Raw genomic sequence first — 13,519 nt, forward strand, 5'->3', positions numbered from 1 at the left:
GCCCCCTACGCTTTGCGCACCGGCCCACCACCGATAACAGGAGTTCACTCCCATGCAGAGCAATCCCAAAAAGGATGTCACGCTCATCGCCATCAGCCTGTGCAGCATTGCGCTGATCGCCCTTTGCCTGATGCTCTTTCCGGCCCAATCCGCGCTTATCGCCAACACCATTTTCAACGGCGTCACCCGGCTGTTCGGTTCAACCATTCAAATCCTGGTGCTGATCGCCCTGCTGGTGGTGCTGTATCTGGCGTTGAGCAAATACGGCAACATCCGCCTCGGCGAAGGCAAACCGCAATACTCCACGCTGGCCTGGCTGTTCATGTTCATCTGCGCCGGCCTGGGCTCGTCCACCCTGTACTGGGGGGTGATGGAATGGGCGTATTATTACCAGACGCCGGGGCTGAACATCGCGCCGCGCACCCCAAAGGCGCTGGAATACAGCATCAGCTACTCCTTCTTCCACTGGGGCCTGAGCGCCTGGGCGACCTACGCCCTCGCCTCGCTGATCATGGCCTACCACTTCCACGTGCGTAAGAACAAAGGGCTCAGCCTGTCGGGGATCATTGCCGCCATCACCGGCGTGCGTGCCAACGGCCCGATCGGGCGGATGGTGGATCTGATTTTCCTGGTCGCCACCGTCGGCGCCCTCACCATTTCGCTGGTGCTGACCGCCTCCACCTTTACCCGCGGGCTGACGGCGTTGACCGGCATCCCGGATAACTTCACGGTACAGGCGACGGTGATCCTGCTGGCGGCGGTGATCTTCTGTCTCAGCTCTTACATCGGCATCGACGGCGGCATGCAGCGCCTGAGCAAAATGGTCGGCTGGGGCGCCTTCGCCTTCGCCGGGCTGGTGCTGCTGGTCGGCCCCACCGAGTTCACCATCAACAACACCATCAACGCCATCGGCCTGACGGCGCAAAACTTCCTGCAGATGAGCCTGTTCACCGACCCGATGGGCGACGGCAGCTTCAGCCGCAGCTGGACGGTGTTCTACTGGCTGTGGTGGATCTCCTATACCCCGGGCGTGGCGATGTTCGTCACCCGCGTCTCGCGCGGCCGCAAGATTAAAGAAGTGATCTGGGCGCTGCTGCTCGGCAGCACCCTCGGCTGCTGGTTCTTCTTCGGTTCGCTGGAAAGCTACGCCATGCACCAGTTCATCAGCGGGCAGCTCAACGTGCCGGAGATCCTCAGCACCCAGGGCGGCGAAACCGCCGTGCAGATGCTGCTGACAGCGCTGCCGCTCGGCAAGCTGTTCCTGGCCGCCTATCTGTTCATCATGATCATTTTCCTGGCCTCGCACATGGACGCCGTGGCCTACACCATGGCCGCCACCAGCACCCGCAACCTGCAGGAGGGGCAAGATCCCAGCCCGATGCTGCGCCTGTTCTGGTGCGTAGTGATCACCCTGATCCCGCTGTCGATCCTGTTTACCGGCGCCTCGCTGGACACCATGAAAACCACGGTGATCCTGACCGCGCTGCCGTTCCTGCTGGTGCTGCTGGTGAAAACCTACGGCTTTGCCCGCTGGCTGAAACAGGACTACGCGGCCATCCCGGCGCACCTGATCGAAAGCAGCCCACCGGCGCTGCCAGACGCGCCGCCGGCCGCCGAACTCTCCGCTCCATCGTCGTATCAACCGCGCCCTATGGCGAAATGACAATAAGAAAAGAGGAAGGTTAACTTATGAGCACTCTGATCCCTGAATTTACCTTACCGAAAGATTTCTGCGCCGACGCCCGCGAGGCTTACACCATTCCGGCCCGGTTCTATACCCACCAGGCAGCGTTCGAGCACGAGAAAGAGCAGGTGTTCGCCACCAGTTGGATCTGCGTGGCGCACCGCAGCGAGCTCGCCCAACCGAACGACTACATCACCCGCGAGATCATCGGTGAAAACATTCTGGTGGTGCGCGGCCGCGACAAAGTACTGCGCGCCTTTTACAACGTCTGCCCGCACCGCGGCCACCAGCTGCTGGCGGGCGACGGCCGGGCGAAAAACGTCATCACCTGCCCTTATCACGCCTGGGCGTTCAAGCTGGACGGCGAACTGGCGCACGCGCGCAACTGCGAAAACGTGCAGAACTTCGATAAGGAAAACTCGCATCTGGTGCCGGTGCGGGTCGAAGAGTACGCCGGGTTTATTTACGTCAATCTGGACTCGCAGGCCGGCACGGTGGAAGACCAGCTGCCGGGCCTCGGCGCCAAAGTGCGCGAGGCCTGCCCGCAGGTCGACGATCTCAAGCTGGCGGCGCGCTTCGTCACCCGCACCCCGGCCAACTGGAAGAACATCGTCGACAACTACCTCGAGTGCTACCACTGCGGCCCGGCGCACCCCGGCTTCGCCGACTCGGTGCAGGTCGACCGCTACTGGCACACCCTGCACGGCAACTGGACGCTGCAGTTCGGCTACGCCCGCCCTTCCGAGCAGTCGTTCAAGTTTGAAGAGGGTAAAGAAGCCAGCTTCCACGGCATCTGGCTGTGGCCGTGCACCATGTTCAACATGCCGCCGCTGGAAGGCATGATGACGGTGATCTATGAGTTCCCGGTTGATGCGGAAACCACCCTGCAGCACTACGACATTTACTTCACCAACGCCGATTTGAGCGACGAACAGCTCAAACTGATCGACTGGTACCGCGACGTGTTCCGCCCGGAAGATTTGCGGCTGGTGGAGAGCGTGCAAAAAGGCCTCAAATCGCGCGGCTATCGCGGGCAGGGGCGCATCATGGCCGACGGCGCTGGCAGCGGCGTCAGCGAGCACGGCATCGCCCACTTCCACAACCTGCTGGCGCAGGTTTATCAACCCTGATGCGACGGGGCCCAAGGGCCCCTTCCCCTGACTTGTGAGGTTCTCGTGAATATTTCCGATCGGGCGCTATTCCGCCAACAGGCCTACATCAACGGCCAATGGCGCGACGCCGACAACCAGGAAACCCTGCCGGTGAGCGATCCCGCCACCGGCCAACTCATCGGCAGCGTGCCCAACATGGCGACGGCCGAAACCCAATCGGCGATCGACGCCGCCCAGCAGGCGCTGGAAGGCTGGCGCGCGCTGCCGGCGCAACAGCGCGCGCAGCTGCTGCGCCGCTGGTTCGAACTGATGCTGGAACACCAGCAGGATCTGGCCAGCCTGATGACGCTGGAGCAAGGCAAACCGCTGGCGGAATCGCTGGGCGAGATCCGCTACGCCGCCTCCTTTATCGAATGGTTCGCCGAACAGGCCAAGCGCACCAATGGCGACATCATCCCCTCGCCGAGCAGCGATAAACGCCTGATGGTGCTGAAGCAGGGCATCGGCGTGTGCGCGGCGATCACGCCGTGGAACTTCCCGGCGGCGATGATCACCCGCAAGGCCGCACCGGCCCTGGCGGCCGGCTGTACGCTGGTGGTCAAACCCGCCAACGAAACCCCTTATTCGGCGCTGGCGATGGCCGAGTTGGCCGAGCGCGCCGGCATTCCCGCCGGGGTGTTCAACGTAGTGACCGGCAACTCGCAGGCGATCGGCGCCGAGCTGACCCGCCACCCGCAGGTGCGCAAACTCAGCTTTACCGGCTCCACGCCGGTGGGCAGGCTGCTGATGCGCCAGAGCTCGGACACCATCAAGAAGGTGTCGCTGGAACTGGGCGGCAACGCGCCGTTCATCGTGTTTGACGATGCAGACATCGATGCCGCGGTGGAAGGCGCGCTGATCGCCAAATACCGCAACGCCGGGCAGACCTGCGTGTGCGTCAACCGGTTCTACATACAGCGCGGCGTTTACGCCCAGTTCGCCGAAAAATTTGTCGCCCGGGTAGCGGCGCTGCAGGTCGGCAACGGTTTCGAACCGGGCGTGCAAATAGGCCCGCTGATCAACCGCAAGGCGCGCGACAAGGTGCTGGAGCTACTCGATGATGCGCTGAGCAAAGGCGCCCAGGTGCTGACCGGCGCTACGCCGCACACGCTGGGCGGCAACTTCTTCACCCCGACGGTGCTGGGCGACGTACAGCCCGGCTCGCTGCTGCTGGAAGAAGAGATCTTCGGCCCGGTCGCGCCGCTGGTGATATTCGATGACGAAGCCGAGGCGATCCGCCAGGCCAACGACACCATCTACGGATTGGCCGCCTACTTCTACACCCGCGATGCGGCGCGCATCTGGCGCGTTTCGGAGCGGCTGGAGTACGGCATGGTCGGCATCAATACCGGGCTTATCTCCAACGAGGTGGCGCCGTTCGGCGGAGTGAAACAGTCAGGCCTGGGGCGTGAAGGCTCCGAATACGGCATCGAAGACTATCTGGAGCTCAAATACCTGTGCCAGGCGGTATAACTTTTTTATGCGCGGGGACGCCCGCGCTTTGGAGCCAATGAATGACCAGCTATCAGATGCTTGATGTTCGCGTCGTCGACATCGAAACCGTCACCGCACAGGTCAAGCGCTTTACCCTGGCGGATCCGCAAGGCCGGCCACTGCCCGCCTTCAGCGGCGGCAGCCACATCATCGTGCAAATGCAGGACGGCGAGCAGCGCTACAGCAACGCCTATTCGCTGCTCAGTTCACCGTTCGAGCTCGACCGTTACCAGATCGCCGTGCGCCGTGAGTCCCCTTCCAAAGGCGGTTCCGACTTCATGCACGATCGGCTGGCGATCGGTGATACGCTGACCATCAGCACCCCGAATAACCTGTTCGCGCTGGCGCCGGAAGCGCAACATCACGTGCTGATCGCCGGCGGCATCGGCATCACGCCGTTTATGGCCCATCTGCATGAGCTGCAACGCAGCGGCCAACGCTACCATCTGCACTACTGCTTCCACAGTGAAGAGCACAACGCCTTCCAGCAGCAGCTGATGCAAGCGCCGTTCGCAGACAACGTCAGTTGCCATGTCTCCAGCCTTGGCGGCCGGTTGGATCTGGCGCGCACGCTGGCCGACGTGGAACCCGGCGCCCATATCTACGTCTGCGGCCCGGCGGCGCTGAACGAAGCGGTCTACCGGATCGCCGCCGAACGGGGTATCGACGCCGCGCGTTTACACAGCGAAGCCTTTGCCGCCGAAGACACGGCGGGCGGCGCCTTTACGCTGGTGCTGGCCCGGTCGGGTATTGAACTTGAAGTGGCGGAAGACATGACCATCCTGCAGGCGCTGGAAAACAGCAAGGCAGCCAGGGTCGAGTGCCTGTGCCGCGAAGGCATTTGCGGCACCTGCGAAACCCGCATCGTCGAGGGGGAAGCCGACCACCGCGATCAGTATCTCAGCGACGAAGAACGCGCGGCGCAGCAAACCCTGTTGATCTGCTGCTCGCGCGCCAAAGGCAGCCGGCTGGTGCTGGATTTGTAAAAGGAGCGCCCGCATCGGCGGGCGTCCTGGTTAGGCTTTCGGGAATATCCACAGATGCTCGGCCGGCAGGGAGAGCCGGCACAGCGCCCGATCGCGCGCCTCGTGGCCATAGGCGCGCACCACGAAGTCTTCGGCCACGGTGCGGAACAGGTATTCCCAACGATCGCCGAGATACATGCTGGTCAACAACGGCAGCTCAAGCTGGTTGCCCTGCGGATCTTCGCCCAACTGCACGCGCTCCACGCGGATCACCGCCGTGCCCTCCTGCCCGACCTGCACGCCGGCGCCCGCTTTGCCCCACAGCGCCCAATCCTTGCCTTCGATGCGCGCCCGGTCGCCTTCCAGCGCCACGATCTTGCCCGGCAAGCGGTTGTTGCTGCCCATGAACTCGGCGGTGAACAGCGTGGTGGGCGAGCCGTACATCTCCTGCGGCGTGCCCTGTTGTTCGATTTTGCCGTTATTGAGCAGCAGGATGCGATCGGAAATGGCCATCGCCTCGTTCTGATCGTGAGTCACCATCAGCGCCGACAGACCGAGCTTGATGATCAGCTCGCGCAGGAATACCCGCGCCTCTTCGCGCAGCTTGGCGTCGAGGTTGGACAGCGGCTCATCCAGCAGGATCACCGGCGGGTTGTAGACCAGCGCACGCCCGATCGCCACGCGCTGCTGCTGGCCGCCGGAAAGCTGGTGCGGGTGCCGCTTGGCCAGATGCCCCAACCCGAGCTGATCCAGTACCGCCTGCACTCGCTGGGCGATTTCCGCCGAGCCGGTCTTACGCAGCTTCAGCGGGTAAGCGACGTTCTCAAACACCGTTTTATGCGGCCACAGGGCATAGGACTGAAACACCAGCCCCAGGTTGCGCTCTTCGGCGGGAATTTCGCTGCGCGCGCTGCCGTTGTACACCGCGCTGTTGCCGATGACGATCCGCCCCTGGCTCGGTTTCTCCAGCCCGGCCACCGCCCGCAGCAGCGTGGTTTTGCCACTGCCCGACGGGCCCAGCAGCGAGACCACTTCGCCCCGTTTCAGATCCATCGACACCCCTTTCAGCACCGGGTTGTCGCCATAGGTCAAATGCAGATTCTCTACCGAAAGTTCAATCATGTAATTTCACTCCAAAGCGCAAGGCGATCCCCAGCCCCAGCACCACCAGCAGAATATTGATGAACGACAGCGCGGCGACGATATCGATAGCGCCCGCGGCCCACAGAGAAACCAGCATCGAGCCGATGGTTTCCGTGCCCGGAGACAGCAGATACACCCCGGTGGAATATTCGCGTTCAAAAATCAGGAACATCAGCAGCCAGGAGCCGATCAGGCCATAGCGCGACAGCGGAATGGTGACGTGGCGGGTGATCTGGCCGCGGCTGGCGCCGGCGCTGCGCGCCGCCTCTTCCAGCTCCGGCCCCACCTGCAGCAACGTGGAAGAGATCAGCCGCAGGCCGTAGGCCATCCACACCACGGTGTAGGCCAGCCAGACGCTGAATATGGTGCTGCGCAGCGAACGCAGCCAGACAATCCAGTTAGCACGCAGCCATTCGGCCATCGGCAACGCCGACAGCCAGCCTTCCTTGAGCGATTTGTCCAGCCACATCGGCAGGAACAGGAACACCCACAGGAATGCCAGACCGGCCAGCAGCCCCGGCACCGCGCGCGGCACCAGCACGCTGTAGTCGAGGAAGCGCGTGGCGCCATCCGGCTTGCGGTGCATCGCGATGCCGATAAACAGGTAGCACGCCACCGCCAGCGCTCCGCCGATCACCCCGATCGCCATCGAGTTGACGATGGCGCGCAGCAGGTTGGGCTGCGCCCAGATGGTGCGAAAGGTGTTGATCGACAGTTCGTCCCAGACAGACACGCCCACGCCCCAGTTGGAGATAAAGGCGCGCAGCACCACGCCGATCAGCGGCACGCCGATGGTCACGGTCAGCCAGAACACCACCACCGCGCCGGCCACCCAGCGCCATTTACCCAGCGGCAGCGCGCGGGCCTGCGAGGCTTTGCCCTTGACGGTGACAAAGCGGTTGGCGGTGCGCATCAGCCGGCGCTGCAGCATCACCAACGGAATAGTGATGCAAATCAGCACCACCGCCACCGCCGCCATCAGATGGTAAGACGGCGTGCCCAGCTTGTTGGTCAACTGGTACAGGTAGGTCGCCAGCACCAGGTTGCCTTCCGGATCGCCCAGCACCAGCATCAGGCCGAACACTTCCAGCCCGAGGAAGAACAGCAGCACCCCGGCGTACAAGATAGACGGCCGCACCATCGGCAGACTGACGGCGGTCATCACCTGCAGCGGCGTGGCGCCGGCGGTGCGCGCCGCTTCTTCAACGTCGGAGCCCACGCTGCGCAGCGCCGAGGAGATGTACAGGTAGGCGTGGGGCACGTGCGTCAATCCGGCTATCACCACGATGCTGGCCATTGAGTAGATGTTCCACGGCACGAAGCCCAGCAGCGCCTCCGCCCACAGCGAGAAGAAGCCTACCGGCCCCGCCGCCACCACGTAACCGAAACCCAGCACCATCGGCGACACGAAGATCGGCACCAGAATCAGCGGTTCGATGATTCGCCGCCCCGGCAGATCGGTGCGCACCATCAGGAAGGCCAAAATACCGCCGAGCGGGATGGCGATAATCACCAGGCCGAATGCCAGAATAAATCCGCTTTTCAGGGCTTTGTAGAAATCCGGGTCGGTAAAGATGAACTCGAAGGCCTCAAGGCTGAAGACCTTGGAAGGAGAGAAAAACGGTGCCGAGAGGAAGCTTTGAATGATGATAAACGACAGGGGGACATAGATAACCAGCGCGGTTATCAACACCACCAGGCCGCGCGGCAGGCTCTGCCACTTTCTGCGCCATGCTTGCATAAATGCTCCCTATGGTTGTAAACGACGACCAAAGGGCGCGCGCCCGTGCGACAGGCGCGCGTCCGAATGCAGTCCCTGTTATTTCGCCGCGGCGGCGCGCCATTGTTTGATGTAGTCGAGACGCTTGGCCGGCTGCAGATATTCCAGCAGGCTGTCATCGACCGGGATCGGCTTGAGCGCGTTACCCAACAGCTTGGTCATGCCATCGATGTCGTTCTTGCCTTCGATGTCGTTGCGGATCGAGGGGATATCCGCCTGATTGGCGAGAATATTTTGCCCTTTCTCCGACAGCACGTAATCGAACCACAGCTTGGCGGCGTTAGGGTTGCCGGCCTCTTTGCTGATGAAGCTCACGCGCGACAGCACCAGGGTATAGTCTTTCGGATAGACAATGCCGAGCGACGGGTCGCTCTTGGCGCGGGCCTCGGCGTATGAACCGAGGATATTGAAGCCGATCAGGTTTTCACCGGAGGAAACGCGTTCCATCATGGTGCCGGTGGAGGATTGCACCGCCAACCCGCCCTTGGCCACATCGGCCAGCGTTTTGAAGTAGTTAGGATCGGCCTTGAAGTCCTGCACCGACAGCATGAAGCCGACGCCGGATTTTTCGATGTCGTAGGTGGTGACTTTCTTCTTGAATTTGTCCGTCTGGCCGGCGATAAGCTTGGCCAGCGCCGCATGCGAATCCGGCACATCGCCTTGCGGGATCAGGCGTTTGTTATAGATAAACACCACCGGCTCGTAGGTGGTGCCATACACCTTCTCTTGCCATACCGCCCATTTCGGCAGCTGAGCCTGCTCGGGGGAGGCATATTCCTGCGCGTAATCGCCCGCCAGTTTCAAAATGGTGTCCATCGACGAGCTCCACACCACGTCGCCGCTGGTGCCGCCGGCCGCCTGCTCGCTGATAAAGCGGTTATACAGTTCGGTGCTGTTCATGTCGTTGTATTCGACCTTGATGCCCGGATATAACGCCTCAAACCCCTGGATCAACGGCGCCGCCGCCTTGGTGTCGGTGGTCGAGTAAATCACCACCTTGCCTTCTTTCTTCGCGCCGTCGACCAGTTTCTGATAGTCGGCGGGGTAGCCCGCCGGGAAGGCCGCATAGGCGGAAACGGAGCCCAGCAAGGTGATTGCCGCTACGGTCGCGCTGATTTTTTTCATCATCATCATCCATCCCCTGATCACATTTAATAAACCAAAAATTAACATATAGTTAATAACTGTGACGAGGCAACGGCGTTGCTTTGTTATCTTTCGGTTTTGTGAGGTTGGACGTTTTTCAGCCAATAAAAAGCCCGGCAGCGCGGGCTTTACGGCGCTTCCAGTCGCAAACTATTCGGCCAGACGAGAACGCCGCAGCAGGCGAATTCGCTGTACGATGGCGACCCCCAGCAGGGTCAGGGCAAACCCCGCCAACTGCACCAGCGACAGCGCCTCGCCAAACAGCGCATAAGCCTGCAGCGCTGCCGCCGGCGGCACCAGCAGCATCAGCGCGGTAATGCGAGTCAAATCGCCGTGGCGCACCATCCAGATGAACAGCGCGGTGCCGCCCAGCGACAACACGCCGGCCGACCACAGCAGCGAGAACCACAGCGTCGGCGAATTGTCCCAGGCGCCGGAGCCCATCACGGCCGCCAACGCGCCGGTCACGATCGCCGCGCCGAGGTGCTGAATGGCGCCCGCCGCCCGCAGATCGGCCGCCGCCAGCGAAGACTTCTGCACCATGATGCCGATCGTCAGCGCGACGATGCTGCCAAACCCCATCAGGATCGGCAACAGCGCCATATTGCCGACATCAATGCCGGTCAGCCGGGGAGAAAGCACCAGCGCAACGCCGATAAAGCCGATCGCCAGCCCGGCCCAGGAGCGCAACCCTATCGATTTGCGCAGCACCAACGCGAAAATCAGCGCGGTGAACAGCGGCTGCAAGCCGCCGATCAGCGACATCACCCCGGCCGCCAGGCCGTTCGCTACCGCCCACCAGCTTGCAGCGAGATAAACGCCATTCATCAACATGCCGGTCAGCAGGTGCATCACGAACTGCCGCCCCTTGGGCCAGGCGCAATGCAATGCCAGCAAAGCGAATACCGCGGCGGCGATCAAAAAGCGAAAGGTCAGGAAAAGGTTGGGATCGGCATGATCCGCCACCGCCCGCGCGGCAATAAAACCCGTCGACCAAATTAATATCAGGAAAAACGGCGCGATAAATGCCTTTCGCCGATCGCGTTTTTCACGCGGGGTTATTTCCATATCACTACCTGAAAGAATGCGGTTGATGAATGAAGGCATACTAACCAATTTAACACGGGCTTAACAGTGCCGAGCGGACGCCCAAGTTCAGATGGTGCACATAATTACCGGTGAATAATGAAGTTTCAATTTCATATAATTCATCAAGCTTATAATTAATTACGCCACGTTACGACAATGTAAATTAATTGCTACATCGGGTATAAATATTCCCCTCTTGGCGACATTGTCGGGATAATTCCCCTTTGCTAGCCTTTCTGAAGCCATTTAATTAACGGGACTGACTCATGGCCGAAATCACTGATTTTATGAAACTGGATATGCGTATTGGCGAAATTATTTCCGTGGAATATAACGACAAGGCGTTAAAACCCGCCTATAAGCTGCGCATTGATTTCGGCGAGGAAATTGGCATTAAAAACAGCTCGGCACAATTATGCGAAAACTATCAGGAAGATGACCTGCTTGGCAGAAAAGTCATCTCCGTCGTTAATTTCCCCGCCAGGCGGGTTGCCGGATTTAAATCCGAAGTGCTGGTTCTTGCCGCGGTCACCAGGGATCAAGGCACCGTCTTGCTGAAACCCGATTTCGACGTGGAGATCGGCAGCAAGATTTTATAACCGCCCCATCATTCGTGAGGCCACCGAGAAATGCGACAGTTATCTCTGCTTGATGAAGTTAAGAAGGCATACCAGGAACACCGTTCAGCCTTTATCCCCGGCGCTACCATGCAGGCAATCCTGCTGGCGCTGGGCGCGCGGCCGGAAGATTTCGCCAGGCTGCAGCAGGTCAGCGCCAATCTGGCGGATGATCCCACGCTGCCTTTCCGCAAGTCCAGAAACGGCCGTTTCTGTTTCGACTTCGATCGCGCCCGGATTGAGCGGCTGGAGTTCCAGCCTTTCGTGCTCTCGGTCGAGGAAGACTTCATCCGCTACGATTCAGGAAAGGTGCGTCATTTCCGCGGCATCAACGACGATCTGCAGTTGAATACGGCCTTTCAGGCGCTGATGAAATTCAAAGCCTACGTGATCGATGGCGTGGGCGTGACGCCGCGCCCCCGGCTTAATCAGAAGATCAACAAGTTCGTCTGCACCGTATTCAACCTGCGCACCGTCACCACGCCGCAGATGCTGGGCGAACCGGCGCTGGAAGGCGTGCACAGCGACGGCGTCGACCACACCATGACAACCTTCCTCGGCTGCGACAACATGACCGACGACAGCGCCAAGACCTTTATTCACGATATGCGCGAAACCAGCGGGATCAAATTCGATCGGGCCCGGCCGGAATGGATTTTGGGCGAAATACAGCATCGGCATTTCCTCGACACCCTGCTGATTGTCGACCACGAGCGCAAACACAGCCTCTCTCCGGTGAAAGCGCAGGACAAACGTAAGGATTCAACCCGCGATATGCTGATCTTTTTCACCCGCAAACCGGTCGAAGACGGCCACGTCTCTTTCGCGTACGACTCTTTTAAACCGCATATCGAAATCCCGCTGTCGATAGACATGGTGGCGCGCGCGAGCTAACGCGCTGCCGGGCCGGCCGCCATGATCCCTCTGTGCGGCCGGTTCACGCCAGGATAAACAGCGCTGGATTAATCAGGTTTTTGTCGCCGAATTATTATATCCTGCCGGACGAAAATTTTTGCGGGCGCTCGCTGCCCCACGCGCCAGCCCTCTGCAGGCGGGCCGTTTATTTCATGAATACAGGCAGTGCCATACCGTTATGACCAAGAGTTTATCCCCGAAAGACATTATCGCCCTGGGCTTTATGACCTTTGCCCTGTTTGTCGGCGCCGGCAACATCATTTTCCCGCCGCTGGTGGGGCTGCAGTCCGGCGAACATCTGTGGCCGGCCGCCCTCGGGTTTATGGTGACCGCCGTCGCCCTGCCGGTGATCGCCGTGATCGCGTTGGCGCGCGTCGGCGGCAGCATCAGCCTGCTTACCGGCCCTATCGGCCGCACCGCCGGCCTGCTGCTGGCGACCGTCTGCTATCTGGCGCTCGGCCCGCTGTTCGCCACGCCGCGAACCGCCAATGTCTCTTTCGCCCTCGGCATTGCGCCTTTCACCGGCGACGGCGCCCTGCCGCAGTTCATCTACAGCCTGCTGTTCTTTACCCTGGCGATGATTGTGTCGCTATATCCCGGACGGTTGCTCGATAACGTCGGCCATATTCTGGCGCCGCTGAAAATTCTGGCGCTGGCCGCGCTCGGCATCGCCGCCCTGATCTGGCCCGCAGGCGCGCCGCTCTCCGCCGTCGGCAGCTATCAGGCCGCGGCGTTTTCCACCGGCTTCGTACAGGGTTATCAAACCATGGACACGCTGTCGGCGCTGATGTTCGGTTCGATTATCGTTACCGCCGCCCGCTCGCGCGGCGTCAGCGATAGCGGGTTGCTGCTGCGTTATACGCTGTGGGCCAGCCTGATCGCCGGCGTCGGCCTGACGCTGGTCTATATCTGCATGTTCAAGCTCGGCGCCGGCAGCGGCAGCCTGCTCGAGAATGGCGCTCAGGATGGCGCGGCAATCCTGCACGCCTATGTACAGCACACCTTCGGCGATCTGGGCAGCGTCTTTATGGCGGTGCTGATGTTCATCGCCTGCCTGGTAACGGCGGTTGGCATGACCTGCGCCTGCGCGGACTTTTTCTCACGCTACCTGCCGCTCTCTTATCGCGCGCTGGTGGTCATCCTCGCCCTCTTCGCCATGCTGGTTTCCAACATGGGGCTGGCCAATCTGATCCGCGTCTCACTGCCGGTGCTGACGGCGATCTACCCGCCCTGCATCGCGCTGGTGTTGCTCAGCTTCAGCCAGAACCGCTGGCGCAGCGCCAGGCGCGTCTTCGCGCCGGTGATCGCCACCAGCCTGGTGTTCGGCCTGGCCGATGGCCTGAAGGCTTCCAGCTTCAGCGGCCTGCTGCCCGCCTGGTTCGATAAGCTGCCGCTGGCCGAGCAGGGTCTGGTCTGGCTGCAGCCTACGCTGTTGGTGCTGTTGCTGGCGGCGGCTTACGACCGGTTGCGCAGCGCCGAAAGCGTCAAGGCCGCGTCGTAATCGCGATTTCCGCCCATAAAAAAAGCCGGTCATG

The 13,519-nt window shown here is 61.2% G+C and carries 11 protein-coding genes; 7 read left to right on the plus strand and 4 right to left on the minus strand.

Translation table 11 applies throughout. The annotated features are described in order from the left end of the window. Nucleotides 1-52 precede the first annotated feature (52 nt). Genes AC2CGI_RS16295 through AC2CGI_RS16310 form a run of 4 tightly spaced genes read left to right on the plus strand, consistent with a single transcriptional unit; the run spans nucleotide 53 to nucleotide 5,315 of the window. On the plus strand, nucleotides 53-1,663 hold the full coding sequence (locus AC2CGI_RS16295; RefSeq protein ID WP_015378997.1) for a BCCT family transporter: 1,611 nt from the start codon (nucleotides 53-55) through the stop codon (nucleotides 1,661-1,663). Between the two features lie 26 nt (nucleotides 1,664-1,689). Continuing rightward, on the plus strand, nucleotides 1,690-2,814 hold the full coding sequence (locus AC2CGI_RS16300; RefSeq protein WP_015378998.1) for an aromatic ring-hydroxylating oxygenase subunit alpha: 1,125 nt from the start codon (nucleotides 1,690-1,692) through the stop codon (nucleotides 2,812-2,814). A gap of 45 nt (nucleotides 2,815-2,859) precedes the next feature. Further along, the gene (locus AC2CGI_RS16305) at nucleotides 2,860-4,308 is read left to right on the plus strand and encodes an NAD-dependent succinate-semialdehyde dehydrogenase (RefSeq protein ID WP_015378999.1); all 1,449 of its coding nucleotides are present in this window, start codon (nucleotides 2,860-2,862) and stop codon (nucleotides 4,306-4,308) included. Nucleotides 4,309-4,349: 41 nt separating this feature from the next. Next, nucleotides 4,350-5,315: a PDR/VanB family oxidoreductase gene (locus AC2CGI_RS16310; RefSeq protein ID WP_076741296.1), complete on the plus strand. Its 966-nt coding sequence runs from the start codon at nucleotides 4,350-4,352 to the stop codon at nucleotides 5,313-5,315. Nucleotides 5,316-5,345: 30 nt separating this feature from the next. Here the strand turns inward: AC2CGI_RS16310 and AC2CGI_RS16315 are convergent, their stop codons facing one another. The 4 genes from AC2CGI_RS16315 to AC2CGI_RS16330 all read right to left on the minus strand — a co-directional run bounded on the left by AC2CGI_RS16315 (nucleotide 5,346) and on the right by AC2CGI_RS16330 (nucleotide 10,431). Next, entirely contained in the window at nucleotides 5,346-6,416 is a 1,071-nt protein-coding gene (locus AC2CGI_RS16315) for an ABC transporter ATP-binding protein (protein WP_015379001.1), read from the minus strand. Continuing rightward, nucleotides 6,409-8,178: an ABC transporter permease gene (locus AC2CGI_RS16320; RefSeq protein ID WP_004931567.1), complete on the minus strand. Its 1,770-nt coding sequence runs from the start codon at nucleotides 8,176-8,178 to the stop codon at nucleotides 6,409-6,411. The genes AC2CGI_RS16315 and AC2CGI_RS16320 overlap by 8 nt, the downstream gene beginning before the upstream one ends. Before the next feature lie 78 nt (nucleotides 8,179-8,256). Beyond that, a complete protein-coding gene (locus tag AC2CGI_RS16325) occupies nucleotides 8,257-9,345 on the minus strand; it encodes an ABC transporter substrate-binding protein (protein WP_041922370.1) in 1,089 nt (362 codons plus the stop codon). Nucleotides 9,346-9,513: 168 nt separating this feature from the next. Further along, entirely contained in the window at nucleotides 9,514-10,431 is a 918-nt protein-coding gene (locus AC2CGI_RS16330) for a DMT family transporter (protein ID WP_004931563.1), read from the minus strand. A gap of 287 nt (nucleotides 10,432-10,718) precedes the next feature. Here AC2CGI_RS16330 and AC2CGI_RS16335 point away from each other — a divergent pair, with 287 nt between their 5' ends. The 3 genes from AC2CGI_RS16335 to brnQ all read left to right on the plus strand — a co-directional run bounded on the left by AC2CGI_RS16335 (nucleotide 10,719) and on the right by brnQ (nucleotide 13,485). Next, complete coding sequence (locus tag AC2CGI_RS16335) at nucleotides 10,719-11,051, plus strand: tRNA-binding protein (protein ID WP_004931561.1); 333 nt, start codon at nucleotides 10,719-10,721, stop codon at nucleotides 11,049-11,051. Between the two features lie 30 nt (nucleotides 11,052-11,081). Beyond that, the gene (locus AC2CGI_RS16340) at nucleotides 11,082-11,963 is read left to right on the plus strand and encodes a 2OG-Fe dioxygenase family protein (protein WP_015379003.1); all 882 of its coding nucleotides are present in this window, start codon (nucleotides 11,082-11,084) and stop codon (nucleotides 11,961-11,963) included. Between the two features lie 199 nt (nucleotides 11,964-12,162). Continuing rightward, nucleotides 12,163-13,485 carry a branched-chain amino acid transport system II carrier protein gene (brnQ, locus tag AC2CGI_RS16345; RefSeq protein ID WP_076741295.1) on the plus strand — a complete coding sequence of 441 codons (1,323 nt, stop codon included), beginning with the start codon at nucleotides 12,163-12,165 and terminating at the stop codon, nucleotides 13,483-13,485. Nucleotides 13,486-13,519 lie beyond the last annotated feature (34 nt).

Source organism: Serratia sp. LSHTC3, from assembly GCF_057197125.1.